28 protein-coding genes, 1 tRNA gene and 2 pseudogenes are annotated in these 25,702 nt (G+C 71.7%); 15 read left to right on the forward strand and 16 right to left on the reverse strand.

The genetic code is table 11. The features are described from left to right. Positions 1-27: 27 nt before the first annotated feature. From ACXKR8_RS29680 to ACXKR8_RS29690, 3 genes are all read right to left on the reverse strand, one after another. Positions 28-795: a polysaccharide deacetylase family protein gene (locus ACXKR8_RS29680; protein WP_458267646.1), complete on the reverse strand. Its 768-nt coding sequence runs from the start codon at positions 793-795 to the stop codon at positions 28-30. Between the two features lie 92 nt (positions 796-887). Beyond that, complete coding sequence (locus ACXKR8_RS29685; RefSeq protein ID WP_458267647.1) at positions 888-1,130, reverse strand: chaplin; 243 nt, start codon at positions 1,128-1,130, stop codon at positions 888-890. Between the two features lie 348 nt (positions 1,131-1,478). Then, entirely contained in the window at positions 1,479-1,718 is a 240-nt protein-coding gene (locus ACXKR8_RS29690) for a chaplin (RefSeq protein ID WP_458267648.1), read from the reverse strand. Between the two features lie 174 nt (positions 1,719-1,892). Here ACXKR8_RS29690 and ACXKR8_RS29695 point away from each other — a divergent pair, with 174 nt between their 5' ends. From ACXKR8_RS29695 to ACXKR8_RS29705, 3 genes are all read left to right on the forward strand, one after another. Next, on the forward strand, positions 1,893-2,150 hold the full coding sequence (locus ACXKR8_RS29695) for a hypothetical protein (protein WP_458267649.1): 258 nt from the start codon (positions 1,893-1,895) through the stop codon (positions 2,148-2,150). Between the two features lie 189 nt (positions 2,151-2,339). Beyond that, positions 2,340-2,561 (forward strand): chaplin, encoded by a 222-nt coding sequence (locus tag ACXKR8_RS29700; RefSeq protein WP_458275108.1) that lies wholly within the window; start codon positions 2,340-2,342, stop codon positions 2,559-2,561. A 342-nt stretch (positions 2,562-2,903) separates the two neighbouring features. Next, a complete protein-coding gene (locus tag ACXKR8_RS29705; RefSeq protein ID WP_458267650.1) occupies positions 2,904-3,161 on the forward strand; it encodes a hypothetical protein in 258 nt (85 codons plus the stop codon). Positions 3,162-3,450: 289 nt separating this feature from the next. On the opposite strand, the gene ACXKR8_RS29710 is transcribed toward ACXKR8_RS29705, so the two are convergent. Next, positions 3,451-4,851 (reverse strand): IS1380 family transposase, encoded by a 1,401-nt coding sequence (locus ACXKR8_RS29710; RefSeq protein WP_458266600.1) that lies wholly within the window; start codon positions 4,849-4,851, stop codon positions 3,451-3,453. Between the two features lie 109 nt (positions 4,852-4,960). Here ACXKR8_RS29710 and ACXKR8_RS29715 point away from each other — a divergent pair. Continuing rightward, a tRNA-Cys gene (locus ACXKR8_RS29715) sits at positions 4,961-5,026 on the forward strand. A gap of 85 nt (positions 5,027-5,111) precedes the next feature. Here the strand turns inward: ACXKR8_RS29715 and ACXKR8_RS29720 are convergent. Further along, the gene (locus tag ACXKR8_RS29720) at positions 5,112-5,480 is read right to left on the reverse strand and encodes a chaplin (RefSeq protein ID WP_458267651.1); all 369 of its coding nucleotides are present in this window, start codon (positions 5,478-5,480) and stop codon (positions 5,112-5,114) included. 187 nt (positions 5,481-5,667) lie between these two features. Between ACXKR8_RS29720 and ACXKR8_RS29725 the strand changes: the two genes are divergently transcribed. Continuing rightward, positions 5,668-6,252, forward strand: coding sequence for a hypothetical protein (locus tag ACXKR8_RS29725; protein ID WP_458267652.1), 585 nt, complete (start codon positions 5,668-5,670; stop codon positions 6,250-6,252). Positions 6,253-6,286: 34 nt separating this feature from the next. Here the strand turns inward: ACXKR8_RS29725 and ACXKR8_RS29730 are convergent, their stop codons facing one another. Beyond that, the gene (locus ACXKR8_RS29730) at positions 6,287-8,053 is read right to left on the reverse strand and encodes a carbohydrate binding domain-containing protein (protein ID WP_458267653.1); all 1,767 of its coding nucleotides are present in this window, start codon (positions 8,051-8,053) and stop codon (positions 6,287-6,289) included. Positions 8,054-8,191: 138 nt separating this feature from the next. Next, positions 8,192-8,929 carry a DUF1707 SHOCT-like domain-containing protein gene (locus ACXKR8_RS29735; protein WP_458267654.1) on the reverse strand — a complete coding sequence of 246 codons (738 nt, stop codon included), beginning with the start codon at positions 8,927-8,929 and terminating at the stop codon, positions 8,192-8,194. A gap of 178 nt (positions 8,930-9,107) precedes the next feature. On the opposite strand from ACXKR8_RS29735, the gene ACXKR8_RS29740 reads away from it, so the two are divergent. Beyond that, positions 9,108-10,514, forward strand: coding sequence for a S53 family peptidase (locus tag ACXKR8_RS29740; RefSeq protein WP_458267655.1), 1,407 nt, complete (start codon positions 9,108-9,110; stop codon positions 10,512-10,514). Between the two features lie 145 nt (positions 10,515-10,659). Here ACXKR8_RS29740 and ACXKR8_RS29745 read toward each other — a convergent pair whose 3' ends face one another. Continuing rightward, positions 10,660-11,577 (reverse strand): LysR family transcriptional regulator, encoded by a 918-nt coding sequence (locus tag ACXKR8_RS29745; RefSeq protein WP_458267656.1) that lies wholly within the window; start codon positions 11,575-11,577, stop codon positions 10,660-10,662. A 187-nt stretch (positions 11,578-11,764) separates the two neighbouring features. On the opposite strand from ACXKR8_RS29745, the gene ACXKR8_RS29750 reads away from it, so the two are divergent. The 3 genes from ACXKR8_RS29750 (at position 11,765) to ACXKR8_RS29760 (ending at position 15,251) form a co-directional block, all read left to right on the forward strand. Then, complete coding sequence (locus ACXKR8_RS29750) at positions 11,765-12,328, forward strand: hypothetical protein (protein ID WP_458267657.1); 564 nt, start codon at positions 11,765-11,767, stop codon at positions 12,326-12,328. A 114-nt stretch (positions 12,329-12,442) separates the two neighbouring features. Further along, a complete protein-coding gene (locus ACXKR8_RS29755; protein ID WP_458267658.1) occupies positions 12,443-14,593 on the forward strand; it encodes an ArnT family glycosyltransferase in 2,151 nt (716 codons plus the stop codon). 22 nt (positions 14,594-14,615) lie between these two features. Next, on the forward strand, positions 14,616-15,251 hold the full coding sequence (locus ACXKR8_RS29760; RefSeq protein WP_458267659.1) for a cysteine hydrolase family protein: 636 nt from the start codon (positions 14,616-14,618) through the stop codon (positions 15,249-15,251). A 44-nt stretch (positions 15,252-15,295) separates the two neighbouring features. On the opposite strand, the gene ACXKR8_RS29765 is transcribed toward ACXKR8_RS29760, so the two are convergent. Together ACXKR8_RS29765 and ACXKR8_RS29770 are read right to left on the reverse strand one after the other, a co-directional pair. Further along, entirely contained in the window at positions 15,296-16,180 is an 885-nt protein-coding gene (locus tag ACXKR8_RS29765; RefSeq protein ID WP_458267660.1) for a sigma-70 family RNA polymerase sigma factor, read from the reverse strand. Positions 16,181-16,260: 80 nt separating this feature from the next. Next, complete coding sequence (locus ACXKR8_RS29770; protein ID WP_458267661.1) at positions 16,261-16,737, reverse strand: P-loop nucleotide/nucleoside kinase family protein; 477 nt, start codon at positions 16,735-16,737, stop codon at positions 16,261-16,263. 165 nt (positions 16,738-16,902) lie between these two features. On the opposite strand from ACXKR8_RS29770, the pseudogene ACXKR8_RS29775 reads away from it, so the two are divergent. Both ACXKR8_RS29775 and ACXKR8_RS29780 read left to right on the forward strand, forming a co-directional pair. Beyond that, positions 16,903-17,055 (forward strand): annotated as a pseudogene (locus ACXKR8_RS29775) (nuclear transport factor 2 family protein); the annotation flags it as partial. A 43-nt stretch (positions 17,056-17,098) separates the two neighbouring features. Further along, positions 17,099-17,338, forward strand: coding sequence for a hypothetical protein (locus tag ACXKR8_RS29780; protein WP_458267662.1), 240 nt, complete (start codon positions 17,099-17,101; stop codon positions 17,336-17,338). A gap of 11 nt (positions 17,339-17,349) precedes the next feature. Here the strand turns inward: ACXKR8_RS29780 and ACXKR8_RS29785 are convergent, their stop codons facing one another. Next, positions 17,350-18,213, reverse strand: a complete 864-nt coding sequence (locus tag ACXKR8_RS29785; RefSeq protein WP_458267663.1) for an SDR family oxidoreductase — start codon at positions 18,211-18,213, stop codon at positions 17,350-17,352. A 90-nt stretch (positions 18,214-18,303) separates the two neighbouring features. Between ACXKR8_RS29785 and ACXKR8_RS29790 the strand changes: the two genes are divergently transcribed. Further along, entirely contained in the window at positions 18,304-19,053 is a 750-nt protein-coding gene (locus ACXKR8_RS29790; protein WP_458267664.1) for a TetR/AcrR family transcriptional regulator, read from the forward strand. Positions 19,054-19,112: 59 nt separating this feature from the next. Here ACXKR8_RS29790 and ACXKR8_RS29795 read toward each other — a convergent pair whose 3' ends face one another. After that, positions 19,113-20,393 (reverse strand): hypothetical protein, encoded by a 1,281-nt coding sequence (locus ACXKR8_RS29795; protein WP_458267665.1) that lies wholly within the window; start codon positions 20,391-20,393, stop codon positions 19,113-19,115. 69 nt (positions 20,394-20,462) lie between these two features. On the opposite strand from ACXKR8_RS29795, the gene ACXKR8_RS29800 reads away from it, so the two are divergent. After that, the gene (locus tag ACXKR8_RS29800; protein WP_458275109.1) at positions 20,463-20,720 is read left to right on the forward strand and encodes a Uma2 family endonuclease; all 258 of its coding nucleotides are present in this window, start codon (positions 20,463-20,465) and stop codon (positions 20,718-20,720) included. 12 nt (positions 20,721-20,732) lie between these two features. Here ACXKR8_RS29800 and ACXKR8_RS29805 read toward each other — a convergent pair whose 3' ends face one another. Then, positions 20,733-21,119, reverse strand: a complete 387-nt coding sequence (locus ACXKR8_RS29805; RefSeq protein WP_458267666.1) for a DoxX family protein — start codon at positions 21,117-21,119, stop codon at positions 20,733-20,735. A gap of 95 nt (positions 21,120-21,214) precedes the next feature. Next, positions 21,215-21,700, reverse strand: coding sequence for a carboxymuconolactone decarboxylase family protein (locus ACXKR8_RS29810; RefSeq protein WP_458267667.1), 486 nt, complete (start codon positions 21,698-21,700; stop codon positions 21,215-21,217). 130 nt (positions 21,701-21,830) lie between these two features. Between ACXKR8_RS29810 and ACXKR8_RS29815 the strand changes: the two genes are divergently transcribed. Further along, positions 21,831-22,322 (forward strand): sigma-70 family RNA polymerase sigma factor family protein, encoded by a 492-nt coding sequence (locus ACXKR8_RS29815; RefSeq protein WP_458267668.1) that lies wholly within the window; start codon positions 21,831-21,833, stop codon positions 22,320-22,322. Between the two features lie 7 nt (positions 22,323-22,329). Here the strand turns inward: ACXKR8_RS29815 and ACXKR8_RS29820 are convergent, their stop codons facing one another. Next, a complete protein-coding gene (locus ACXKR8_RS29820; protein ID WP_462099912.1) occupies positions 22,330-23,661 on the reverse strand; it encodes an MFS transporter in 1,332 nt (443 codons plus the stop codon). A 96-nt stretch (positions 23,662-23,757) separates the two neighbouring features. Between ACXKR8_RS29820 and ACXKR8_RS29825 the strand changes: the two are divergent. Further along, positions 23,758-24,833, forward strand: a pseudogene (locus tag ACXKR8_RS29825) (ROK family transcriptional regulator). Between the two features lie 101 nt (positions 24,834-24,934). Here ACXKR8_RS29825 and ACXKR8_RS29830 read toward each other — a convergent pair. After that, the gene (locus ACXKR8_RS29830) at positions 24,935-25,549 is read right to left on the reverse strand and encodes a hypothetical protein (protein ID WP_458267671.1); all 615 of its coding nucleotides are present in this window, start codon (positions 25,547-25,549) and stop codon (positions 24,935-24,937) included. Positions 25,550-25,702: the final 153 nt, after the last annotated feature.

Genomic DNA, 25,702 nt, shown 5'->3' on the forward strand with positions numbered 1-25,702 from the left:
GCCGGACCGTCAGTCCGCGGGGAGACTTCAGTCCGCAGGGAGCGGAGGGCAGTGCGCCGAGCTGGCCAGGTCCCGGAGCCGGTGCCGGAGCCGCTTGGCCAGCAGCCGCCAGCGGGCGTCGCGTTCCCCCACGTAGGAGCGGGGCAGGCTGCGGCGGCCGCAGCGGATCCCGTGCCCGACCGCGGCGGCGTACTGGTAGCCGGCCCGGCCGACCGCGTCGACGGTCGCCTGCTCGAACTCCCCGTAGGGGTAGCAGAAGCCCCGGACCGGCTCCTGCAGCAGGTCCTCCAGGGTCGCCCGGCTGCGGGAGACCTCCAGGTCAAGTGCGGCGGGGTCCAGGCCGACCATGTGCCGGTGGGTCTCGCCGTGGGAGCCGACCTCCATCCCGGAGCCGGCCAGCGAGCGCAGCTGACGGGCCGTGAGCAGCGGCTTGGCCGGGGCCCCGGCGTCCCAGCTGTTGTGGTCCCCGATCAGCCCGGCCACCACGAAGACCGTCGCGGTGAAGTCGTAGGACCTGAGGATCGGCAGGACCTTCTCGCTGAAGTCCGCGTACCCGTCGTCGAAGGTCAGGCCGACCAGGTTGGCGGCGGTGCCGCGGTCCCAGGCCCGGAGCAGTTCCACCATGGACACGCCGCGTCGGCCGGAGCGGCTGAGCCAGCGCATCTGCTGGTCGAACCGGCGCGGGCTCACGGTCAGCCGGAAGGGGTCGTGGCGGAAGTCGTCGACCGAGTGGTACATGAGCGCCCAGGGCGTCCTGCGGAGGCAGCCGCCGGTGGTCCTCGTCAATCTCCTCATCCTCCTTCTCGGCCCGTCCCCCCGGGAGGGTCCAGGCAGCACTGCGGCCTGCCCGGAGGAACGGGGCAGGCCGCAGTGGCGCGGGGGTGGGATCAGCCCCAGTTCTCGCAGTGGTTGCCGAAGGCCGGGTTGAGCAGGCCGATGACGTTGACGGTGTTGCCGCAGGCGTTGACCGGGACGTGCACCGGGACCTGGATCAGGTTGCCGGACAGCACGCCGGGCGAGGCGAACGCGCCACCGGCAGCGTCGCTGCTGGCGGAAGCGGCACCCGCACCGGCGGCGATCAGGCTCACTGCTGCGGCGGCGACGAAGATGCTGCGCTTGCTGCTGTTCAAGACCGTGCTCCTTGATGGAATGAAAGTTGCTCGTACATCCGGTTGGGACGACGGCCTGTGCAACGCGGCAACCCCGCCCCTGGCAACGCCCAACGGGTGATCGTCACTCAAACGCGTCACGGCTCGGCCGTCCGCCACCCGTCCGGCCCAGTGCCGGGACCGGTTCCGTGTCCCCGCGGGCCCCGGCGTCGTTGCCTGCGCGTGGTGGTGGCGACGGGGTTCCGGTGTTCGGCGCCCGACCCCCGTCGGCCGCCCGGACGGCTGCCGGACAACGGCAGGCGGGGCACGGTCCGCCCGGTGTACCGGTGCGGACCGTGCCCCGCGGGGGTGCGGCGAGCTGGAGTGGTGTCAGCCCGCGTTGTGGCAGGTGTTGCCGAAGGCCGGGTTGAGCAGGCCGATGACGTCGACGGTGTTGCCGCACACGTTCACCGGGATGTGGATCGGGACGGCGATGTCGTTGCCGGAGAGCACGCCGGGGGAGCCCGCGGCGGTGCCGGCCGCGTCGCTGCTGGCGGCGGCGACACCGGCGCCGCCGGCGAGCAGGCTGACGGCGGCCGCGGCGACGAAGATGCTGCGCTTGCTGTTCACAGTGGGGTCCTCTCAAAGACCGGGAAGGATCAGGTGTCCCGGTGGATGTCCATCGAAACGTGCCCGCCGCTTCCGTGGTCACGGCCGGTGGAGTTCTTCACCCGGACGCCTGCCGGGTTCATCCGTGCGGACCAACGGGTGATACTCCGGCGGCTGACGCGTCGTTGGCCGGGCATGCCCGAGCCCCGCTGGTCCCGGATCAGTCCCGCCGACCTGTTCCCCGCCTTTCCCGCTCCGCCCGCCCTCGCCTCACCCGCGCTCGCCCCGGCGGCCGCGCCCGAGTTCTCCGACCGGGGCCGGCACGCGTCGCCCAGCCCCGACGAGCCGGTCTACAGCCAGCTGGTGCGGGAGTGGCAGCTGCGGGGGCTGATGCTGCCGGGCCAGCGGGACCGGGAGTGGGTCGAACTGGTGGTCCGGCAGAGCTGGCGCTAGCCCGGCGCGGGGTCGGTCACGGTCTGGCGGCTTGCCCGTCACGGTCACGCGTTTGAGTGACGATCACCCTTTGCGCGTTGCCGGACGGCAGTCCGGCGCGTTGGAGCGGGCAGTCGTCCTGTCCCGGACGCGCAGCACCCCTGTCGTTCCTGAAGGAGCACCGTCTTGAGCACCAGCAAGAACAGCGTCATGTTCGTCGCCGCCGCCGCCGTGGGCCTGATCGCGGCCGGCGCCGGCGCTGCCTCCGCCAGCAGCGCCGCTGCCGGTGGCGCGTTCCACTCCCCGGGCGTCGGCTCGGGCAACGCGATCCAGGTCCCGGTGCACGTGCCGGTCAACCTCTGCGGCAACAGCGTCAATGTCATCGGCCTGGTCAACCCGGCCTTCGGCAACGTCTGCCACAACGAGGGCTGACCGCTTCCGCCCCTCCGGTCCACCGCGCTGCGGCCCGCCCCCTGCACCGGGGCGGGCCGCAGCGCTGCCGCGCGGGTCTGCGCAGACCTGTGCGGACCCGCTTGGAGCTGGTCGGACATGCGGAAGCCCCCGGTGTCGGTCGGGGGCTTCCGGTGCGCAGGGAATGGAGGCTCCCAGCTGTGCTCCGGGACCCCGCCCAGGGCCGTCCGGTGCATGCCCTCCACCCTGGCGGTGACCTGGGCGTTTCCGCAAGCGTGTTCATACGGACGGCGTAGCCGGGCTGATCATCGTTCCGGAACGATCCGACCGTGCCCTCTGCGGCGCTCGCACGTTACAGGTGGCATGAACGCACTTCGCCTCGTCACACTCGCCGCCGCCAGCACCGCGCTCCTCGCCGCCGCGGCCCCGTCCGCCCAGGCTCTCGACTCCGGAAGGGCCCTGGGCACCGCCGCCCAGGCCGCAGGAACCGCCGCCCACTACGTGGTGCCGGTCGCGGAGGGCGCCATCGGCTCCAAGGTGGGCCAGAAAGTGGGAGCCGTGCAGAACACGGTGAAGGCCGGCAGCGACGCCGTGGCCGGCGTCAATGAACTGGTCAGCTGAATCTTTTACGGCGGCGGCGCGCCGCTATTTCTGCCACCGGTGACAGTTCGTAGAATAACGATGTTTCCCGGTGGAGTGGCCGAGTGGTGAGCCCGAATCCACCGGCTGATCATTTCGGGGTTGCTCTCCTGCCCGTGGACGGTCGGCCGCTGGGGGCAACAGGTTGAGGGTGTGCGGTAGCCGCCGTGCGCGGGTCGCGGCCTGTCCGAGGGTTGTGCGGGGTCGGGAGCGGTTGGTGGCGCTGTCGCCGGTGGCCGTCGGGCCGTCGCGGTGCGGGATCTTGTGGCGGTCAGGCCGCCGGGCGCGGCGGTGGGGAGTGGACGGCCTCGAACAGGGCGGTGAAGGCGTCGCGCCAGGGCCAGTGCTCGGGCAGATGCACCGTCAATTTGGTGCGCGCGGTGCGCGCGAGCCGGGCCGGGACGTGGACCAGGTGGGCGCGCAGGGTCGCTGTGGTGGCCTTGGCGTGGAAGACCGAGGTCAGCGCACCGGCGGCCCGCAGCAGGTTGTGCGACATCGCCCACAGGGTCAGCCACGCGGCGTTGGCCTGGAAGTTCCCGGACGGCAGGTGGGCCAGAGGCCCGGACTTCCCGTCCGCGATCACCTGCTCCACCACGGCGTGCTGCCGGTGGTGCAGTTCCGCCTGCAGCACCGCGAAGGAGCTGTCGGTGAAGACGGGGTGGTAACGCCAGGCGGTGAACAACTCGCCCTGACCCTGGGCCACTTCGGCGTTCAATCGGCGGACCCGGCGCACGATCAGCCGGGCGGTGACGTGCTCGGACTTCCTTCGGCCGGTGAAGGCGGTGTAGGGGATCTCGGCGACCTCGGCGTCGGAGACCATCTCGCCGGTGTCGGGGTCGACGAAGGCGTCCGGGTAGCGGATCGCCGTCCAGGACTCCTGCGGGATGCGGGAGATCGCGCCCGCGATGGAGGGGTTCATGCCGGTGGTCAGGGAGAATCGGGCGCCGGCCCGGCGGCAGGCGGCGACCACGTCGGCGGTGTAGAACTTGCTGTCCGCGCGGACCAGGCGGATCCCGGTGCCGCCGGTCTCCTTCGCTATGGCCAGGGCCTCGCTCACGAAGCTCTCGGCTCCGCGGACGTCGGCGGCCTTGCCGCGGCGCAGGCGGACCGCGCCGATCACGGGCCGGGCGATCGGGGTGGACAGGGTGGCCAGGATCGGGTGCAGGGTGCGCTGGCCCTTGAGGCGGCCGACCTGCGCGCCCTGCTTGGCGTGGCCGTACACGCGGCGGTGGGTGGGGTCGATGTCGATGAACATCAGTGTGTCGGCGCCGGGCAGCAGTGGGGTGCTGCGGGCCAGTCGGGCCAGGAAGTCGCGGTGAACGCGGTGGAGCTGGCGGTTGTGGCCGTGGGTGAAGGAGCGCAGGAAGGTGCCCAGGGTGGAGGGCGCGCGGACCGAGGTGAAGGCGCGGTCCATCGCGCCGTGCCGCAGCCGCGCCGCGTCGTCGATGCTGTCCGCGCCCGCGCACATCGCGCTGATCAGCGACATCACTTTGGCGGCCGGGTTGGCTCCGCCGCTGTTGTCGGCGCCCTCGATGCGGAGCGCGGACGCGGCCAGTTGCCGCAGGCCGGCCCGCTCGGCCAGCCGGACCAGCGACAGCAGCCCGGCATCGGCGATCAGGTTCGGCTCGTCGAAGACGGCGGAAACCGCTGTGGCGGCATGGCAGGATTGCATCTCGCGGATGTTCTCTCGTTCTGGCGACTTGGTTCTGTAGGAAGTCCCATCGTCCCAGGTCAGAGGGCATCCGCGTCGTTATGTCCAGGCCTCGGACAGGTCATTCATCGGTGGATTCGGGGTGAGGCAGTGGCTCGCAAAGCCATGTACACAGGTTCAACTCCTGTCTCCACCTCCGGTCGAACGCAGGCAGGCCCCCCGCGGTTGCGGGGGGCCTGCCTGTTGCCGTCTCGGGCTGGATCAGCCTGCTTCGGCCTGGATCAGTTGTCGCCGGCGCAGTCGCCGTTGTCACCCTCGTGGTGCCAGTTGTGCGGCGCCCAGTTGTGGTTGTCCCAGTTGGTGAGGTGCACGCTGTGGTGCCATCCACCCTGCTGCTGCTGGTCGTCGCCGCCGCCGTTGCTGCAGCGGTTGCCGAAGGCCGGGTTGAGCAGGCCGATCACGTTGACCGAGTTGCCGCAGACGTTCACCGGAACGTCCACCGGGATCTGGATCACGTTGCCGGACAGGACGCCGGGCGAGTCGTAGGCAGCGCCGTAGGCGTTGCTGTCCGCGCTGGCCACCCCGGCGCCGGCGATGAGAAGGGCACCCGCGGCGCTCAGAAGAAGTCCGGCCTTGCTGACGGAACGCATGTAAATCTCCTTCGATGTGACGGTGTACCAGGAACGCGTCGATATGACCGTCCGCCCATGGTGTTGTCCTACGAGTGATCCTTGGCGAACCGTCGGCGAAGTCCTGACTGCGACACGGAGTGTTCATGCGTATGGCTCAGCGGGGGGCGCTGTGAATGCGCGGCGGGGGCAGGACGATAATGGCGATATGCCTAGCCGAGAAACCGCATTCCGCCCCACCGGCGCACTGCACGCGGTCCGCCGCGCCACCACTGCCGCGCTGCTCGCGGCCGCGCTCCCGTTCCTCGCCGCCGGCTGCTCGGCCGGCAGCGACGCCGGGGTCCAGCGGACCGTGCCCGGGGCGGCGCAGACCACGCTGAGCACCAGCGCGGACGGGGTGTCGCTGAGCATGAAGGCGCGCAATGTGGATCTGCAGATCGACACCGCCTCGGTCAGGATCGACCCGGCCGGCACGGCGTACGTGGATCTGACGGTGCGCAATCTGGGGCCCGCTGCCGAGCACCTGGCGGTGGTGTCCGTGGCCGGCGGCGGCCAGGCGACGCTGAAGGGCGGCAGCGCCGCCACCGGCCCGCTGACCACGGCCGGGATCCTGCTGGACTCGGGGAGCAGCACCGGATTCGACGCGCCGGGCGCGACCGGGTCCGCGACCAAGGACCCGTCGATCCTGCTGCCGGCCGACCCAAGCCGGAAGGTCGGGGGCACCGAGTCGGTGATGCTGGTGTTCGGCATCGCCGGCCTGGTGCACCTCGACCTTCCGGTGCGTGCGGCCTAGCTGGTCGTGCTGGCTAGCGGTTCCTGCTGGTGGTTCAGCTCACCGACAGGTCGTCGGCGTAGACGTTGCCCTGGGCGTACCAGCCGTGGACGTACACGGTGACGGTTCCGCTGGCGCCGGTGGTGAAGGGCACGGTCAGCTTGGTCCAGGCACTGCTGCTGGTCCAGGTGCTGGCCGTGGCGCCGCCGCTGACGCCGAGGTAGGCGTAGCTGCCCTGGACCCAACCACTGAGCGTGTAGCTGTGGTTGGGGCTGAGGGTCAGCGTCTGGGCGCACTGCCCGGTCTGCGAGGCGGTCGGGGCGACCAGCAGCGCGTGGCTGCCGGCGTGCACCGGGGTGCTGACGATCGCGCCGCCGGACTGGCAGGTCCACGGGCTGAGGCTGCCGGTCTCGAAGGTGCCGTTGACCAGCGAGCCCGAGCCGCCGCCGCCACCGCCGGTGGTACCGGTGACCGTGAGCGAGTAGGTCGCGGTGTGGCTGCCGGAGGCGGCGCTGCCGGTGACCGTGATCGGGTAGGTTCCGGCCGCGGCGGTGCTGGCCGCGGTGACGGTGAGCGTCCCACTGCCGCCGGCCGTGACCGAAGCCGGGCTGACCGCGACGGTGACCCCGGCCGGGGCTCCGCTCGCACTGAGGCTGACGGACTGGGCGCTGCCGGAGGTCACCGAGGTGCTGACGCTCGCGGTGGTGGAGGCGCCGGGAGCGATGGAGCCGGAGCCCGGGGTGACGCCGACCGAGAAGTCATTGGTCGGGACGGTCGTCCCACCATTGAACGGCAGCAGTGCCTTGGTGAAGTCCCAGGTGCCCTGGGCTATCCCGGAGCAGCTGTCGGAGCCGGCCGTACCGCCGGGGCAGCCGCCGTTGTCCCGCTGCAGCGCCCAGAACGAGAGGCTGGCGACGCCCTTGCCGGCCGCCCAGCTCTCGACGTTCTTGGCGTCGGCGACGGTGGTGGTCTCGGCCGTGCCGAAGTCGTCCACGCCGGGCATCAGGGTGATCCCGATCGAGGCCCAGAGCTGCGCGGAGGTCTTGGACGGGTAGAGCGACGCGAGTTGGCTGTGCAGGCCGGTCGCGGCGTTCTCGGCGTCGGTGCCCATCTCGTGGCTGGCGCCGTCGTAGTAGTCGAAGGTCATCAGGTTGACCACGTCGACCCGGGCGTTGTTCGCGACCGCGTTCTGCAGCACGGCGAGCCCGCTGGACGCGAGGCCGCTGGTGGTGGTCGGCAGGGTGTAGGAGAACTGGACGGTCCGCCCGTTGCTGGCGGCCCAGCTGTCGACCAGGGCGATCGCCTTGTTGCGGCGGTCGATCCCGGCGGTGTTGGTGAGCGAGTTGTCCTCGGTGTCGAGGTCGATCCTGGTGACGTTGTAGGTGGTGATGACGCTCTCGTACGCCGCGGCGATGGAGTTGACGTTGGTGCAGCTGTCGGCGATCTCGGTGCCGGTGTCGTCGGCGGTGTAGCCGCCGAAGGAGGGGATGACGTCCCCGCCCTTGGCCTGGATCGAGCTGATGTCGCTGCCGAAGTTGGCGGCGGCGATCGGCAGGCTGGTGTCACCGTTCCAGAGCGGCGTGCAGGAGCCCTTGCTGGCGGTCTGGATGAACGCCATGGACAGGTACTTGTTGCCGGACGAGGTGGCCAGCCCGGAAAGGCTGTCGCCGTTGTAGGCCTCGAAGTACGGCGCGGACACATGGGCCGGCAGTGGGGTTGCCGCCGCATGCGCCGCCGTCGCCGTCCCGACCAGGGCACTGGCCGCGGCAGCGACCGTGGCCAGGGCGGTGAACAGGGTGCGCTTGGGGGTGGGTCGTCTCATCTGGGCTCTCCTGTGGGGGTGTTACTGGTAGAGACCTCTGGTAGGACATCGACAATCTTTGGACTAGACCAATTAATTGTCAACACTCTTTCCAGTTCCCGACCCACGGGGAGATGATCTACGTGGCGGCGCCTGGCGCTACGCGGCCAGCGACTGACGGCGCTGCCGACGGCGTTCGAGCCGGCGCTCCCGGCGCGCCTCGCGGCGCTCCTGCCGCCGGGTCCAGAAGCCCAGATGCGGGCTGCGGACCTGGACGTTGCTGCTCTTGGCGTCGCCGGAGATCCGGATCGTCAGCACGGCCGGGGCGCCCGGCGGGTACGCCACCCGCTGCTGCACATTGCTACTGCGGACCGCGAGTTCGTCCACCTCCACCACCACGCCGGCCGGGACCACCAGCCGCAGATTGGCACTGTGCAGCGAGACCACCAGGTCCAGCTCGGGGTGTGCGATCACGGCCGCGGTGAAGTCGACGAGCACATTGGCGCTCTTGGCCTCCACCTCCATCCGCAGCGGCACAGCCCAGGGGCCGACCCGGCGCAGGTTGCTGTGGTTCGCCTGGAGCCGGACCACCTCGGGCGCGGGCCCGGCGGGCTTGGCCAGGCCCTTGCCGGCCGTGGCGGTCGTCGGCAGATCCTGCAGCAGCACCGCCAGCTCGCCGTAGGTGCGGGCGTTCAGCGCCGTCTCCAGCCGCTCGTCCAGCTCCTCGGCGGTGAGCCGGCCGTCGCCCGCGGCGACCCGGAGCTGCTCCACGACCTCGTCCCGGTCCTCGTGCGAGGCACGGAGGGCGTGCGCGGCAGGGGGTGCGGCCAGGGGCGCGGGAACCGCGGGCGGGACGCCGGGGTCAGTGGGGTCCGGGACCAGATCTCGTCGCGACATATCGCGTATTGTAGCCGCTTCGCCCGGGCCGCACGAGGGGTCGCGGAGGGCGGTCCCTGACACCCCGGTGCGTGGTGGAAGGTCACGATTCGACATTTCTCCTGACGCGGACCCGCCACAGTCGCTGTCATGGGGGACACAACCGTCGAGGACGGGTCCTCCCCACGCAAGGAGTCCCATGTCACGCAATCCCACCACCCCGGGAGCACGGCGCTCGGTTCGTACCTCACGCACGACGGCACGCACGGCGGTCGCGATACTGACCGCCGGGGCCACCGCCCTGGTCCTGGGCTCCGCCGCGGCTCCGGGCGGCGCCGCGGTCGCCGCGCACAGCACCGGCCGGGCCGACGTCCGCCCCGCCGCCGCCGGACCGCGGCTGGTCCGGGTGCTCACCGCGCCGATCACCACCGCGCAGTGCGTCGCCAAGTACGCGATCCACTGCTACTCGCCGCTGCAGTACCGGACCGCGTACAACCTCTCCCCGCTCTACGCGCGCGGGATCACCGGCCGGGGCCGCACCATCGTGATCGTCGACTCCTACGGCTCGCCGACCATCCAGCACGACCTGCAGGTCTTCGACAAGCAGTGGGGCCTGCCCGACACCAAGGTCGACGTGGTCAAGGCCGGTGACGTGCCGCCGTTCGACCCCACCAACGGCGACATGACCGGCTGGGCCGGTGAGACCACCCTCGACGTCGAGTACGCGCACTCGATAGCCCCCGGCGCGAAGATCGTCCTGGTGGAGACCCCGGTCGCGGAGACCGAGGGCACCACCGGGCTCCCGGAGATGATGAAGGCCGAGCAGAAGCTGATCGACCACGGCGTGGGCGACGTCATCTCGCAGAGCTTCGACGCCACCGAGAACACCTTCCCCGGCTTCGACCAGGGCAACACCAAGTCCCTGACCAACCTGCGCTACGCCTTCAAGGACGCCTACGCGCACAACGTCACGGTGCTGGCCGCCAGCGGCGACGACGGCGTGACCGACGCCCAGAGCAACGGCTCGGACCTGTACCCGTACAAGGTCAACTCCTGGCCCTCCTCCGACCCGCTGGTGACCTCCGTCGGCGGCACCGAGCTGAACCTCGACCAGCAGGGCAACCGGCTCTCCCCGGACGTGGTCTGGAACGACGGCTACGGCGCGGGCGGCGGCGGGGTGTCCGCCGTGTTCGCCCGTCCCTGGTACCAGGACGGGGTGCGCAAGGTGGTCGGCGCGCAGCGCGGGACCCCCGACATCAGCATGAGCGCGGCGGTGGACGGCGCGGCCTGGACGTACCAGTCCTTCGACCCCACCGACGTCGGCTGGGGCCTGGTCGGCGGCACCAGTGAGGCGACCCCGATCTTCTCCGGCGTGGTCGCCCTGGCCGACCAACTGGCCGGCCACCGGCTCGGCCTGATCAACCCGGCCCTGTACGGCCTGGCCCACCTGCCCTCGCGGTTCAGCGGCGAGGTGGACGTCACCACCGGCGACAACTCCTTCGCCGGAGTGACCGGCTACCAGGCCGGACGCGGCTACGACCTGGCCTCGGGCCTGGGCACGATCGACGGCAACGCCTTCGTACGGGCCCTGGCCGCCACCGGCTGACCCGGCGTTGGCCTTGGCCGGCCCGGCCCGGCCCCGGCTGGCCCGGCCCCGGCTGGTCCGGCTCCGGCTGGTCCGGCTACGGGCGGGGGCATCACTTGGTGCCTCCGCCCACCGGGCCCTTTCGCCTGGCTCGTCCGGGGCCGGTTCAGACGCCCGCGGCCCGGGTGGCCGGCCCGAACGCGTACATGGACGGGTCCAGGGCGTCGAGGAAGGGCCGCAGCAGCGCATTGCGGCAGGTCGGCAGCCACACCGCGGAGACCTCGGCGATCCCCACCACCGGATCGACCAGCAGATAGTCCAGCCCCGGGTAGCGATTGGCCATGCCCGCCCCGGAGAGCGAGACGACACCCTCACTGGCGACCGCGAGGGCGAGCCCCATCGGCTCCAGCACCTCGTCCACCACGTCGAGTTGGAACCCCGCCTCGCGGCACAGCTGGACGCAGCGGTCGAAGACCAGCGGCTTGACCTGACGGCCGATCATGACGAACCGCTCGTCCGCGAGGTCGGCCAGCCGCACCCGCCCGGACCGTCCGGCCGGATGGCCCAGCGGCAGGATCGCGATCAGCGGGTCGTCGAACAGCACGGTCCGCTCGATGCCGTCGAAGGAATCCCGGTGGGTGTGCCGGTGCAGCACCACATCGACCTCGTCCCGGCGCAGCGCGGCCAGTTGGTCCCGGCCGCCCAGTTGGGTGACCGGCAGCTGGATGTCGGGCCGGTCGGCCCGCAGGGCGCGCAGCGCCGGGAGGAGCAGGTCGTAGAGGCCACCCCAGGTGGTGCCGATCCGGAGCACCCCGGCCTGGCCGCTGGTGGTGGCCCGTACCGTGCGGTCCACGTCCTCGACGGAGCGGAGCAGCCGGTACGCCCCGGTCAGCATCTCCGAGCCGGCCGGGGTGAGCCGCAGCGGCTGGGTGGAGCGGTCCAGGAGTTCGGCGTCGAGGCTGCGCTCCAGCAGCTTGATCTGCTGGCTGAGCGCGGGCTGGGAGACATGGAGCCGGCGGGCGGCGGCGGTGAAGCTCCGCTCCTCCGCGACGGCCACGAAGTAGCGCAGCAGGCGTAGGTCCACGCGGTCCTCCTCGTTCTGCCGTGGGCCCGTGGGCCCGTGGGCCCGTAGGGCCCGTAGGGCCCTTGGAGCCCGCAGAGCCCATAAGCCCTGCCTATCGGGCGGAAAGTATCCGGTATTGGACGGTCCGGGCCGCCGACCCCAAAGCTGGGCACGGCAGTTGCCGAGTCCATCGCTCCGGAGGTCAGTCTTGTCAGGTCCGTTCAATGTCCGCCGCACGGCAATGATCGCACTGGCCCTGGCCGGGGTGGCCGCCATGGCCGGCACCGCCTCCGCCGCGGCTCCGGCTTGGACTCCGGCTTCGGCCCTGGCCGGGCATCACGCCGCGCTCTCGGCGCCCCCGGTGTCGGTCGCCCTGGCCGGGTCGTTCGACTTCCACGCCTGCCCGGCCGGCACCCCGGCCGCCGACGCCTGCCTGACCGACCACGTCACCGGCACCCTCCCCGGCCTCGGCGCCGTCACCAGCACCTTCGAGGTGCACATCGGCTACAGCGCGTTCGCCGCGGACGGCTGCGGTCCGATCGAGAAGCACGGAACGTTCACCACCGCGGACGGAAGCACCGTGCGGCTGGCGGCACATGGGCTCTACTGCAACGCGAGCGCCACCGCTTCGTACACCTACACGGTCTCCGGCGGCACCCGGTCCCTGGCCCACGCCTCCGGGCGGGGCCAGTGGCTGGTCCCGGCACCAGCGACGTACTCCGACGGCGTCGGCACCGGCGCGGAGTACCTGTTCGGGACGCTGCACCGCTGACCGCCGCGGACTCCCGCGGAAAGCCCCGGTCCGGCCCCACGGGGGAGGGCCGGACCGGGGCGGGTGCGAATCGGCACCGGATATGGCTTGATCACCCCGCCTGGCCGGTGGAAGATGCTTGCTCGAAGGGGGGAGCGGTGGCCGACGCAGGAGTCGCGGCCGCCGCGTCGAAACACCATCACCACTGCCCAGAACGACACTGCCCAGAACGACGACGCCCAGAACGACGACGCTGCCCAGCCGCTGCCCGTTCCACCGGTTCCACCGGCCCCCCTCCGCACCCCGCTGCGGCAGCGGCTGTGGCAACGGCTGCGCGCCGCATGCACACTGCCGCGCCTGCTGCTGGTGCTGATCGCCGCCGCCGCGGCCGGCGCGTACGCCTGGTCGCTGAGCACCGAGGGCCTTGAGGCCTACTACGCGGCCGGTGTGCGCAGCATGTCGTCCAACTGGCACGACTTCTTCTACGACGCCTTCGACCCGCACGGCACCATCACCCTGGACAAACTGCCCGGGGCGTTCTGGATCCAGGCGCTGTCGGTCCGGGTGTTCGGCTACGCGGCGTGGTCGATGGTGCTTCCGCAGGTGGTGGAGAGCACGCTGACGGTGCTGGTGCTCTACCGGGCGGTGCGGCGCACCTCCGGCACGGGTGCCGCCCTCGTCGCCGCGGCCGTCCTGGCCGCGAGCCCGGTCACCATCGCCTCGACCCGCGGCAACCTCTCCGAGCCGCTGTTCCTGCTCTGCCTGGTCCTGGCCGCGGACGCGGTGCTGCGGGTCGTGGTCGACAACCGGCGGCGCTCGGCGTACGCGGCGGCGTTCTGGGTGGCGCTGGCGTTCCAGGCGAAGATGACCGAGGCCTGGCTGGTGCTGCCGGCCCTGGTGATCGCGCTGCTGGCCGGCTCCGGAGCGGTCGGCCGGTCCGAACGCGTCCGCGCCCTGCTCCGGGCCGGGGCGGTGGCCCTGCTGGCGGTGGCACTGTCGCTGACCTGGGTCTGCGCCTTCGCGCTGACGCCCGCCTCGTCCCGGCCGGTGGTCGACGGGAGTGCCCACAACTCGATCGTGGAGCAGGTCTTCCGCTACAACGGGAGCCTCCGCTTCGGCGACGGCGACGGCGACAGCGGCAGTGACAGTGGCAGTCAGTTCGGGCTGAAGCCCCTGGGCACCCCGAGCCCCGAGGCGCTGAAGATCGCGGCGCAGAACTGGGAGCCGGCGTACGGGGCGGGCATGTATCCGCCCTCGACCTTCTCCAAGGCCGGCTGGGACCGTCTGTTCGTCGGCGTGCTGGCCCCGGACACCGCCTGGTTCCTGCCCTGCGCGGTGCTGGGCGCCGCCGTGCTGCTCCGGGTCCGGCGCCGGGCCGGCCGCGGCGACCCGCTACGGGCCGGCACCCTGCTGTGGACGAGCTGGCTGCTGCTCTACGGCGTGGCCTTCAGCAGCGCGGGCGTCATCCACGACTACTACCTGGCCACGCTCGTCCCGGCGATCGCCGCCCTGTCGGGAATGGGCCTGGCCGTGCTCTGGAAGGCGGCCCGATCCGGCCGCCGCCGGGCGGTGGTCGTCCTCGCTGTGCTGGCGATCACTCAGGGGGCTTCCACCGCTGTCCTTCTGATGAAGAGTCACAATACTTTCCTGGTCATGGCATTGGGAGTCTGCACGGTCCTGGCAACGGCGGCCGCGGCTGTCCTCCCCGGCCGGCTCCGGACTGCCCGACCGCTGGTCGCGGGCCTGGCCGCCGCCGTTGCCCTGGCGGCAGCCCTCATCGGACCGTTGGCGGCCAGTGGCTGGCTGCTGGAGCGCGGGGGTGGGCCCTTCGACACGGCGTTCGCCTCGGTAGGGACGTTCGCCCAGCCGACCCCGGCGGCCAGAATCGCCCGGAGCAAGATCAGAGGCGGGTACGGGGGTGTGATTCTGCCGACGATGTCGGCGGCGCTCTGGTCACGGCTGAGGGTGGCCGGGCAGAAGATCCAGCAGGAAACGGACAGCGATCACCGGGAGATGCTGGTCTTCGGATCGTCGCAGGCGTCGAACTACGTGGTGGAGGGTGTCAGCTCGATCCAACCGATCGGCGGCTTCACCGGCGACGTGCCCTACCCGTCCGTTGCCCAGGTGACGCAACTGATCAAGCAGGGAAAGGTCTCCTGGGCCGTACTCCCCGGGGCGGACACCCTGGTCGGCAACGACCCCCGGGTGCGGGCGATCGAGTCGCTGTGCAGGAAGGATCCCTTGGTCGCCACCCCGGACCAGCTCTTGTACTTCTGTGGGCCCTGACTCTCTCACTACGATCATGTGCATGGACTACACAGCGCCGCTCTGGGACAGTTCCGCGCTCCTGCTGATCGATGTCCAGCAGGACTTCCTCGACCAGGGTCCGCTGACGATCCCGGGCACCACCGCGGTGCTTCCGCGACTGGCGGAGCTGGTCGGGGCGTACCGCGCGGCCGGGCGGCCCATCGTCCACATCGTCCGCCTCAGCGAACCGGGCGGGAGCGACGTGGACCTGCCCCGCCGGGCGGCGGTCGAGGCCGGCCTGCGGCTCACCGCCCCGGGCACGCCCGGCAGCCAGTTGGACCCCGCCGTCCTCGGCGACCGGATGGCCGAGCTGGACCCGGCGGCCCTGCTGGCCGGAGCGCCGCAGTATCTGGGCGAGCGGGAGGTCGTGCTGTTCAAGCCCCGCTGGGGTGCGTTCCACCGCACCGGACTTGAGCAGCTGCTGCGCGGCTGGGAGGTCAGCACGACCGTGGTCGCCGGCTGCAACCTGCCCAACTGCCCGCGCGCGACGCTGTTCGAAGCGAGCATGCGGGACTTCCGCACGGTGGTCGTCACCGACGCGGTGTCCCAGGCCACCGAGGAACGGCTGGCGGATCTGGCCGGGATCGGCGTCCACCTCGCCGGCACCGCCGAGGTGGTCGCCGCGCCCTTCGGGTAGCAGCGGTAGCTGGGTCGGGTAGCAGTGGGTCGGACCGGTCGGGCTCAGTCGTCCAGCACGCCGAGGGTGAGCAGGTCCAGCCGGTCCGGTTCCGCGATCACGTCGATCTCGGTGATCAGGCCGTCCTCGAAGGTGAAGCTGAGGACCAGGAACAGTCGGCCGAGGCGCGCCATCGCGAGCCCGACCGCGCCGTTGACCAGCGCCGGCTGGGTGGACCGGGCCCGTTCCATCGCACCCATCGCGCCCTTGGCCACGGTGTGGGCACCGCTGACCAGGACGGGCTCGGGGGTCGGCACGACCGCCCGGTCTGCGCGCAGCACCACACCGGGATGGAGCAGCGCGACCAGCGCGTCGAAGTCCCCGCCGCGGGTGGCGGCGAGGAAGGCCTCGACGACCGCACGCTGGCGGCCGAGGTCGGTGGCGGGAACCGGGTCGCCGCCCTTGACCCGGCGGCGGGCCCGGCTGGCGAGCTGCCGGGTCGCGGTCGGGGTGCGTTCGATCATCGGGGCGATCTCGTCGAAGGGCACGGCGAACAGGTCGTGCAGCACGAAGGCGAGGCGTTCGGCCGGCGTGAGCGTGTCCAGCACCACCAGCAGGGCCAGCCCGACCGAGTCCGCCATCACGGCCTCCTGCTCGGGATCGCCGCCGGCCTCCTGGCTGGTGATCGACTCGGACACCTGGACGTCCAGCGGATCCTCACGCCGATGCTCGCGCGAACGCAGCATGTTCAGGCAGACCCGGGCCACCACCGTGGTCAGCCAGCCGCCGAGGTTCTCGACCTCACTGGTGTCGGCGCGATCGACCCGCAGCCAGGCGTCCTGGAGGGCGTCGTCGGCCTCGCTGAGCGAGCCGAGCATCCGGTAGGCCACCGCCCGCAGATGGGGCCGGTGTCCCTCGAAACGCTCGGTCAGCGAGGCGCGTTCGTCCACCGGGTCACAGTCCTTTGCCGCCGAGGGGTGTCAGAGCAGTGTTTGGTGCAGTGTCAGAGCAGTAGATCCACTGTCTCAGTTCAGGGGCGGGGTTCGTCAAAGAGGGCGAGTTCTTCGAGCCCCGGAGCCTCGAAATCCCTCGCCTGAGCCTCGATCAGCTCGCGGGGGATCGAGACAGTGCCACTCGGACTGTCCCGGTAGCGGGCCGTGACCCGTCGGAACAACTCATCCACCGGCACGTCCAGATAACGTAGTTCGACCGGGACGCCGAGGGCGCGGGCGGTGAGCCGCTTGGCGTCCCGCTCGTCCCGCCCCCAGAAGCCGAACTCGAGGATCACGGTCTGTCCTAGCTTGAGCAGTTCCTGCGTGTGGTCCCAGAACAGTGCTTCCAGCCGGTCGCGGGGATCTCCCTCGAACAGGTCGAAGCCGAGCCCGGTCAACCACTCGTCAGGACAGAGGCGCACCGCTGGAATCTCGCCGGCCAGCTGTTTGGACAGTGTGGTCTTCCCCGCACCGGGGAGTCCGCAGACCAGAATCAGTCGGGGTTCGGGTCCCATGACCACCGCTCGCCTCCACCTGCCGCCCGTACTGCCGCTTCTCGCGCCGATCTTGACGCACCGAAGCGCAAAGCAGAAACGATTTACCCGCGGCGGGCGGCGGGCGGCGCGATCTCGTGTGAAAACGGCTCGTCGGCTCCGGCGGTGCCCTGGCAGCATCGCGCGATGATCGATGACGGAGATCTCGACCCGATGAGTCGGTTGCTGGCGGAACGGGCCTACGAGCGGCTGGTGCTGGAGCTTGTGTGCAGGCTCGATCTCGGGGAGCCGGGCGCGGTGGCCGAACTCTTCACCTCGGACGGTGTGTGGCAATGGCCGTAGCTGCTCGCCACTGTGACCGAAAGCTCCCGCCGACTGGGCGGTGAGCGAGGTCAGCAATCAGTCGACCGGCTACTGCCCGGACCTCGACTGCTGGCCGGCGGTTGCGTCGGCACTGGACGGTGCCGGGATCGGCCGTCCCGACGGCTTCAGCTACGCCTTTGTCTTCCGCCGCTGCGAGCAGTGCGAGCAGCACAACATCGTCAGGGACGGGGACTTCAGCTGCGCTTTCTGCGGGAGCGGGCTGCCGGAGCGGTGGAACGTCGACCCGCTGCAGTCGTGATCAGTCACTGATCAAGCGCTGAGCAGTTGCTCGCGCAGCACCGCGGCCAGTGGGGTGGGCTCGCGGCCGAGCAAGGTGGCCAGTGTCGGGTCGACGGTGGCGAATTCGCCTGCGCGGCTGGCGGTGAAGATGCCGAGCAACTGGTCTGCGGCCTCGGCGGGGACGCCGCTGCCGACCAGGTGCTCCCGGAAGTGGTCGTCGGGCACGGTGGTCCTTGCTATGGTCCGGCCGGTGATCTCGGTGGCGATGCGGGCGATGTCGTCGAAGGTCAGCGCCTGTGTCCCGGTGAGCGGCGGTGTGGGGCCGTCGAAGCAGCCTTCGTCGGCCAGGATGGCGGCGGCTGCGTCGGAGAGGTCGGCGTGCGCGGTCCAGCTGACCGGCCCGTCCGCGGGGAGCGCGACCTCGCCGGACTGCACGGCATGGCCGAGGAAGTGCAGCGCGCTGGCGGTGTAGAAGCCGTTGCGCAGCGAGGTGAACGGCACGCCGCAGGCGCGCAGCGCGTCCTCGGTGGCGGCGTGGTCGCGGCACGCCTGGAAGTGTGACGACGCGTTGGCGCCCATCTGGCTGGTGTAGAGGATGCGACGGGCGCCCGCCGCGACGGCCCCCTCGATCGCCGTACGGTGCTGCGTGACGCATTCCTCGCCCATTTTGTCGACCGAGACGATGAGCACCTGGGTGGCGCCCTCGAAGGCGTGGGCCAGGCTCTCGGCGTCGGCAAAGCTGCCGTGCCGCACCCGTACCCCCTGGTCGGCGAATGCCTGCGCCTTCTTCGGGTCGCGGACGCTGAGGCCGATCCGGTCGGCCGGTACGCGGGTCAACAGCCGCTCGACGATCTGACGTCCGAGCTGTCCGGTGGCTCCGGTCACGATGATCATGATGCGCTCCAGTGCTCTGGTTCCAGTGGAATCACGAATAGCGTATCACTGGAAATAGCGCTGGAACCACCATCGCTGTATCGTTGCTACATGCCTCCACGTTCACGCGACAGGAACGGTGCCACCGCCGTCGAGTCCGACCTCGCAGCCCTGAACCGCGCGCACGCCACCCGGCAGCGGGTGGTCGAGGCGGCCGCCGGCCTGCTGGCGCGCGAGGGCCGCGACGCGGTCACCACCCGTGCGGTCGCGGTCGCGGCAGGCGTGCAGGCGCCGGCCATCTACCGGCTGTTCGGCGACAAGGAAGGGCTGCTCGAAGCGGTGGCCGAGCACGGCTTCGCCGCGTTTCTCGCGACCAAGCACGTCGACCCCGACCCGGCGGACCTGATCGAGGACCTGAGGGCCGGCTGGGACGTCGCGGTCGAGTTCGGTCTGGCCAATCCCGCGCTGTACACGCTGATGTACGGCGAGCCCACCAGCGCCACGTCGGCCGCCCTCAAGGCCGGCATGGAGATGTTGATGGGCCGCATTCGGCGGCTCGCCGCGGGCGGCTGGCTCCGGGTCGACGAGGAACTCGCGGCCATGATCATCCACGCCACGGCCCGCGGCGCGGTTCTCACCTGGCTGTCCCTGCCCGAGGACCGGCGCAATCCGGCCCTGTTGACCACCCTTCGGGAGTCCATGGTCGCCGCCGTGACCAACCAGGAGCCGGCCGTGCAGGACGCCGGCCCGGCCGGCGCGGCCCGCGCCCTGCGTGCCGCACTGCCCGAGCAGACCACCCTCAGCGGCGCGGAGCAGCACCTGCTGCGGGAGTGGCTGGACCGCCTCGCCTCCGACGACTGAGGCCGCTCCGACTGAGGCCGGTCCGACCGAGGCCGTCCCGACCGAGGCCGGACCCGGCGTCACTTCTGCGCAGAGTCGCCGCCGAGCCGGGCCTCGGCGGCCGCGCGGACGTCCTCAGTCTCCAGCGTGTCGTCGCACAGTGCGGTGAGGCGTGCGATCGAGCGCGGTACCAGCGGCACCTGTCGCGCCGCGATGAGCCGGACCCCGCTCTCGCTGTCCCAGAGACCATGCAGCAGGGTGCGTTCCGCGCCGCGCGGGTCGATGGCGAGCCGGGCCCGCAGCGCGGCCGGGCGCTCGTAGGAGTGCGGCGTCCAGCGGTACATGCCGCGCAGAGCAGGCAGTGCGCAGACGGCGGCCGGACCCAGCCGGGCCAGCCCGTCGGCGAGGACGTGGTAGCCGCACCACTGGCGGTTCCGCCGCAGCAGCCGCCAATGGGCCATCAGCCTCGGAATGTCCTGCTCCTGGCCGTGTTCGGCCAGCACCAGGACGGCGGGGCCGGCCAGTCCGGATGCCGGGTCGGCGTGCCAGGCGCGGGCCTGGGGCAGTGCGGCCGGGCCCTGGCCGAGGATCGCCTTGATCAGCCCCGATACCGGGCGGGGCGGGGAACCTGTGGTGAGGCTCGGCGCCAGATCCAGCAGCGCCGGCTGCGGCGGCCTTCGGGCGAGTTCGAACAGCGCGTCCCGCTTGGACCCGGTGGACGACTCCGGTTCGGCCAGGACAGCGAGCAGCTCGGTCTCGTCGGAGCGCTCGAACGGGCGGGGCCGGGGCACGGGGGCTGCGGGAGCACGGGTCTCCCAGGTCGCCCACGGTTCGGACTGTCCCCACCAATCCTCCTGGTACCCCTGGGGCTTGGGCCCGGCGGACAACCGGGCCAGGGCAGTCCCGCGCAGCCCGACCCAGCGCTCGGCCGGCCACTCCGACGCGATCAGTTGCAGCACGTCCACCCAACGCCGTCCCTCACGGACATAGCGCAGCAACTGCTGCTCCGCGTCGCCGTACCCGACCCGGGCCAACGCGGCCAGCACCCCCGCCGCGACCTCGAAGGCGTTCCCGTCGTCGCTCCTGGCGACGTCGTCCGACTCCCACAGCTGGGTGACGATCGGGGTGGGGTCCATACCGAGGTCGCGGACCAGCCGCGCCAGGTAGGTGTCCCGTTCGTCGACCGACCAGTCCCAGCGGTGGTCCCGCCGCATGGTGGCCAGAACCAGCTCCGCCCCCTGCGGGTCCCGCCGCGCCCAGAGCGCGCCGACGCCCCGTCCTCGTTGCAGCGCCCCCTCGACGGTGCCGGGGTGCGCGTAGTACCAGCGGGTCGTGGAGTCAGCAGGCTCGTCAGCACTCATCGCGGCCAGCATGCTGGCCCACTCCGCACCGGGCCACCGAATTAACCGCCGGGTCCGAGCGAGAGCTCGATTTCCCTTCCCGAGGTCACCTCCTACGATCCGGACACGGACCGACGGGACCGTGTCGAGAAGCCGGCGGCCTACGCCGAGTCGGGCGTCCCGGTGTATCTGCTGATCGACCGGGACTCTTGCGAGACGGTCGTGCACACCGAGCCCGAGGGTGGGAAGTACCGCAGCGTCCGGTCCTATGCGTTCGGGTCGAACGTGGAGATCACCGGCTTGGGAATCTCCTTGGAGACCGAGATCCTCAAGCAGTACGTCCGCTGATCCACCCGGCGCTCAGCCGGTGAAGGGTGCGCGGCCGAAGCGGCCCCACATGACGAAGGCGGCCAGGGCGACGTAGACCAGGTCCACCACCAGGAACTTGGCCTCGTGGCGCCGGATTCTGGTGACCGACGCGCCTAGCATGATGAGCACCAGGCCGAGGGCGGCCAGCGGCACCAGGACCGGGGCTGTGTTGGCTGCGGCGGGCACGATCAGGCCCACCGCGGCCAGTACCTCAAGGGCTCCGATGGCCTTCACGCTGCCGGCGCTGAAGTCCTCGGCCCACTTCGCGCTGGGCCCGGCAGCGGCGATCTTCTCCTTCGGCGTGATCACCTTGTAGCCGCCGCCGAACAGGTAGGCGGCGGCGAGCAGTCCGGCGACGATCCAGAGAGCGATGTTCATCAGTTTTCTCCATTGCGGGGGTGCGGCGCACCGTGGTGGTGCGGCCGGTGTGGGGTGGTGCGGCCGGTGTGGGAGGGAGCGCGGCGGATCTCCGGCTACCCGTGCTGGCCGGGCTGGTAGCCGCCGGCGGGCTGGCGGACCATGACGTTGCCGCGGTTGAAGGCGTTGATCAGGGCGATGACGCACACCAGGGCCCCGAGTTGCTCGTCGTCGTAGTACTTGGCGGCGTTCGCCCACGCCTCGTCCGTAACCGCGCCGGCGGCGCCACCGGCCGCGTCGGCGATGCGGGTGCCCTGCTCGGCCAGTTCCAGGGCGGCGCGCTCGGCCTCGGTGAACACCGTGGCCTCACGCCAGGCGGCGACCAGGTTCAGGCGCACCGCGGTCTCCCCGGCGTGCGTGGCGTCCTTGGTGTGCATGTCGACGCAGAAGCCGCAGCCGTTGATCTGGCTGGCGCGCAGCTTCACCAACTCCTGCGTCGCGACCGGCAGCGTCGAGTCCGCGAGCACCTTGCCCGCCGCGACGAGGTGCTTGCCGAACTTGGCCGCGATCGGGTTGGCGAAGAGGTTCAGTCGGGCTTCCATGGTGTGCTCCTTGTTGTTGCCCCGTTGTGCCCTCTAAGACAGGGCACCCCGGCGGACTGTGACAGGAGCGAATGTGACGTGCGCCACCCTGCCGAGGGGGGTGGCGCAGCGCGGTCGAGGAGGTGGCGCAGTGACCGGGTCCGTGGGCGACGCCGGGGACATCGTCCAGGACGCCTTCCTCGGCCTGACCCGGGCGCGCCAGGCGGGGACCGTGATCGCCGACCTGAAGGCGTACCTGGCCACGGCGGTGACGCGGCTGGGCATCAACCACCTGGGTTCGGCGCGGGTACGGCGGGAGGCCTATGTGGGCGACTGGTTGCCCGAGGGGGACGGCGGCGGCAAGGCGCGGGCGATCGGCAGGTCCGTGACCGAACCGCGGCGGGTCGCCCAGTTGCTCGTCGGCGGGTTCCGCCGGCTTCGGACACTCGGCATCTCCTTTCGGTCGGCCAGGATCAACGGCCGTCCGGGCATGGTGATGTACGACGCCGACGAGCGCGTGGTCAACGTGGTCGCGCTGGACATGGTCGACGGTGTGATCCACGCGATCCACACCGCGTCCAACCCCGACAAGCTGGCCCGCCTCGGACCGGTGTCCGACATCGCGCTGCTGCTGCCGAAGTGAGGCAGCCTCACCCCACCGTCAACCGAGCAGCCGGCCCCGCCCCGCCGAGCAGCCGGCCGGGCTCTCGCTGACAGCAGCCGGCCCGGCCCCGGCCGACAGCGGCAGCGCGGCCGTCAGGCCGCGACGGCCGGGCCTCGCTGTTGGCAGCCCTCGCCGCCACCGTGCTGCCCGTGCTGCCCGTGCTGCCCGCGCCGCCGCGCGGCCGCAGCACCCCGGCGAGCAGTGCCATCAGCGCCGCCATCACCGTGATCAGCCCGAACGCCGCCGGGTAGGAGAAGGTGCCCGCGGTCCATCCGGTCGCGGCCGGGGCGATCAGTCCGGACAGGTAGGTGATGGTGGCGACGCCGGCCACGCCCTCACCCGCCGACGCGCCGGTCCGGCCCGCCGCGGTGAAGACCAGCGGGACGACCACGGCGACGCCGACGCCGATCAGCGCCAGCCCCACCATGCAGAGCCAGGGGGTGCGGGCCACCACCATCAACCCGCCGCCCAGAGCGGCGAGGCCGCCGCCGGCGCGGACCACCGTCACCGCGCCGAACCGGCGGATGAAGCGGTCGCCGACCAGGCGGGTCCCGGCCATGCAGGCGGTGAACAGGGTGAAGGCCAGAGCGGCGGCCCCGGGGCCGGCGTCGGCGACCTTGGTGACGTACACCCCGGCCCAGTTGGCGGTGGCCCCCTCGGCGAAGGTGCCGAAGAAGCCGACCACGCCGATGCCCAGGATCGCCTTGGTCGGCAGCGAGAAGCGGCGCGGGGCCGGGGCGCCGGTCGCCGCCGGACTGTCGGGCGCGAGGCTCCGTCCGGCGACCAGCGCGACGCCCAGCAGCAGGGCCGCCGTGGCGAGCAGGTGGGCCTGCGCCCCGATGTGGTAACGGGCCGTCAGGATGCCCAGGCCGCCCGCGATCAGACAGCCGACGCACCAGAGCCCGTGCAGCCCGCTGATGATCGACCGTCCCAACTGTCGTTCCAACGACACGGCGTGGGCGTTCATCACCACGTCGCTGATCCCGGCCCCGGCGCCGAACAGCAGAAACGCGCCGAACAGAAAGGGCGCTGAGGGGGCCAGCACCGGCAGCGGCAGCAGGACGCACCACAGGGCGATCAGCAGCCGGACGGTGCGCCGCCCGCCCAGGCGGTGGGCGAGCCGGCTGGCCATCGGCATCGCCACGAATGCGCCGACGGGAGGGCAGAACAGCACCAGGCCCAGCAGCCCGGGGCTGAGGTGGTAGTGGGAGCTGAGCCAAGGGATGCAGGTGGTCAGGCTTCCGGCCACGGCTCCGTGCACGGTGAAGACCAGGCCGATGGCGCGGTGGTGCGTCAGGAGTCGGGCCGGTCGGGTCACGGGTCGAGTCAGGTGTCGGGTCACGGTGAGTAAATTATCAGGCAGGCTTCCTGATGAAAAGAGTTTACAGGCAGGCTTCCTGGCTAATATGGCCGCATGAGCGCCCCCACCGGCAGCCGTACCTCTGCCCCCGCGAAGACCGCGACCCCGGCCATGGCCCGCGCGATCAACGACCGGCTGGCCCTGGACCTTCTGCTGAAGCACGGACCGCTCTCCGCCCCCCAGCTGCGCGACCTCACCGGGCTGTCCCGCCCCACCGTCGCCGACCTGGTGGAACGACTGCGCGAGGCAGGCCTGGTAGAAGCCGGCGGGGAGTCCGGCGAGGAGCGGCGGGGCCCCAACGCCCGGCTGTACGCGCTGGTCGCCGGGCGGGCCCATGTCGCCGGGGTGGACATCCGGCGCCGCGGCGTCGAGGTCACCGTCGCCGACCTCACCGGACGTACGGTCGGCCGGGCGGCAGGGCCGACCGGACGCGACCTGACCGCCGAGATCGCCCGCGCGGTGACGGAGGCAGCCGGGGGCCGCCCGCTGCACGCGGTGGTGCTCGGGGCCCCGGGGATGGTGCATCCGCACACCAGCGACCTGGTCAGCTGCGCCGGGATCTCGGGATGGAACGGCGACCTGTTGTCCCAGCTGCGGGAACGGCTCGCGGTCGAGGGCGTCCGCCCGAGGTGCTGCTGGAGAACGAGACCAATCTCGCCGCCGTCGCCGAACTGCGGACCGGATCGGACCTGGGTCGGGAGGACTTCGTCCTGTTCTGGCTGGACGAGGGGGTCGGTGGCGCGGTCGTCCTCGGTGGGCGGGTGCGGCGCGGGGCCTCCGGCGGGGCCGGGGAGTTCGGGCTGCTGGAGGTCGCCGGCACCGACCTCTGCTTCGCGGTCGATCCGCGGACCACGGCGGAGCTGGGGGAGCAGGTGCTGGCCGAGCGGATCGCCGCCGGGGCGGCCGGCGTGGTCAGGGTGCTGGACCCGGGCCTGGTGGTGCTCGGCGGCAGCGTCGGCCGGGCGGGCGGGGAAGCCCTGGCGGCCAGGGTCGCGGACTGCCTGGCCGGGCTCACCCATGTGCCCACCGAGGTCCGCGCGACCGGGGTCGAGGACAACGCGGTACTGCAGGGCGCGGTGCTGACCGCACTGGACCTGACCCGCGACCGGGTGTTCAGCCCGACCCCCTGAGCCGGCTCCCGCTGGGCGCCTCATCTTTTGATCGTGGAGCAGCGGAGCACCCCAGGTCGCCGACCTGGGGTGCTCCGTTCAGATGTCCTCAGAACTGGTGCTCAGCAGGGGAGTGTGGTGTGACCCGCGGTGCCGGTCGCGCCGGTGGTGCCGTCCGCGGTGAAGGTGGCGGCGGTGCCGTTGCCACCGGGCTGGCCGGGACACACCGGGCTGGCCGCGCCGCCGGCGCCGCCCGTACCGCCCTTGTGCACGCCGCCGGCCGTGGAGGCACCGCCGTTGCCGCCCTTGCCGCCGGCGATGCCGCTGCCGGCGTCACCCACGCCGCCCACCCCGCCCTTGCCGCCGGTGCCACCCAGGGTGGCCGCGCCGCCGGATCCCCCGGCGCCGCCGTTGCCGTTGGCCCCACCCGCACCGCCCGCGCCTCCGGCGCCACCGACGCTTCCGCTGCCGTTGGCATTGCCGCCGCCGCCTCCGACACCGCCGTTGCCGTTCGCGCCGGAGGCACCGCCGGTGCCGCCGAGGCCACCGATGCCGCCGCCGCTTCCTACGCCGTTGGCGCCGTTGTTGCCGGACAGCCCGAGGATGGTCTGGGGCCTGGCAATGCCCGCGTCGGCGCGGTTGGTCGCGGAAGCCAGGGTGGGAGTCACGGTGAGGCCGACCACGGCGATCGTGGCGACCAGCAGAGTGCGGGAAACAGTGCTGCGCGTGAAGCGCATAGGGTGTCCTTCGGTTTTCGCGACCGGAGATATTCTTCGGCCGACAACAAACTGTCTGTCCGCAATAATCTGCCGCACACTCCGGAAAAGATTGTTGGCTGAAAATCGCCATGACTGAGCTGCGAAAATGTCCCGAACGGCGGCGTGGCGAAT

Source organism: Streptacidiphilus sp. PAMC 29251 (assembly GCF_054208735.2).

Coding starts and splice junctions, on each gene's coding strand:
- ACXKR8_RS29680 (WP_458267646.1), bottom strand. CDS start 795: ATGAGGAGATTGACGAGGACCACCGGCGGCTGCCTCCGCAGGACGCCC.
- ACXKR8_RS29695 (WP_458267649.1), top strand. CDS start 1,893: ATGCCCGAGCCCCGCTGGTCCCGGATCAGTCCCGCCGACCTGTTCCCC.
- ACXKR8_RS29700 (WP_458275108.1), top strand. CDS start 2,340: ATGTTCGTCGCCGCCGCCGCCGTGGGCCTGATCGCGGCCGGCGCCGGC.
- ACXKR8_RS29705 (WP_458267650.1), top strand. CDS start 2,904: ATGAACGCACTTCGCCTCGTCACACTCGCCGCCGCCAGCACCGCGCTC.
- ACXKR8_RS29710 (WP_458266600.1), bottom strand. CDS start 4,851: ATGCAATCCTGCCATGCCGCCACAGCGGTTTCCGCCGTCTTCGACGAG.
- ACXKR8_RS29720 (WP_458267651.1), bottom strand. CDS start 5,480: ATGCGTTCCGTCAGCAAGGCCGGACTTCTTCTGAGCGCCGCGGGTGCC.
- ACXKR8_RS29725 (WP_458267652.1), top strand. CDS start 5,668: ATGCCTAGCCGAGAAACCGCATTCCGCCCCACCGGCGCACTGCACGCG.
- ACXKR8_RS29730 (WP_458267653.1), bottom strand. CDS start 8,053: ATGAGACGACCCACCCCCAAGCGCACCCTGTTCACCGCCCTGGCCACG.
- ACXKR8_RS29735 (WP_458267654.1), bottom strand. CDS start 8,929: ATGTCGCGACGAGATCTGGTCCCGGACCCCACTGACCCCGGCGTCCCG.
- ACXKR8_RS29740 (WP_458267655.1), top strand. CDS start 9,108: ATGTCACGCAATCCCACCACCCCGGGAGCACGGCGCTCGGTTCGTACC.
- ACXKR8_RS29755 (WP_458267658.1), top strand. CDS start 12,443: ATGCTTGCTCGAAGGGGGGAGCGGTGGCCGACGCAGGAGTCGCGGCCG.
- ACXKR8_RS29760 (WP_458267659.1), top strand. CDS start 14,616: ATGGACTACACAGCGCCGCTCTGGGACAGTTCCGCGCTCCTGCTGATC.
- ACXKR8_RS29770 (WP_458267661.1), bottom strand. CDS start 16,737: ATGGGACCCGAACCCCGACTGATTCTGGTCTGCGGACTCCCCGGTGCG.
- ACXKR8_RS29785 (WP_458267663.1), bottom strand. CDS start 18,213: ATGATCATCGTGACCGGAGCCACCGGACAGCTCGGACGTCAGATCGTC.
- ACXKR8_RS29790 (WP_458267664.1), top strand. CDS start 18,304: ATGCCTCCACGTTCACGCGACAGGAACGGTGCCACCGCCGTCGAGTCC.
- ACXKR8_RS29795 (WP_458267665.1), bottom strand. CDS start 20,393: ATGAGTGCTGACGAGCCTGCTGACTCCACGACCCGCTGGTACTACGCG.
- ACXKR8_RS29805 (WP_458267666.1), bottom strand. CDS start 21,119: ATGAACATCGCTCTCTGGATCGTCGCCGGACTGCTCGCCGCCGCCTAC.
- ACXKR8_RS29810 (WP_458267667.1), bottom strand. CDS start 21,700: ATGGAAGCCCGACTGAACCTCTTCGCCAACCCGATCGCGGCCAAGTTC.
- ACXKR8_RS29830 (WP_458267671.1), bottom strand. CDS start 25,549: ATGCGCTTCACGCGCAGCACTGTTTCCCGCACTCTGCTGGTCGCCACG.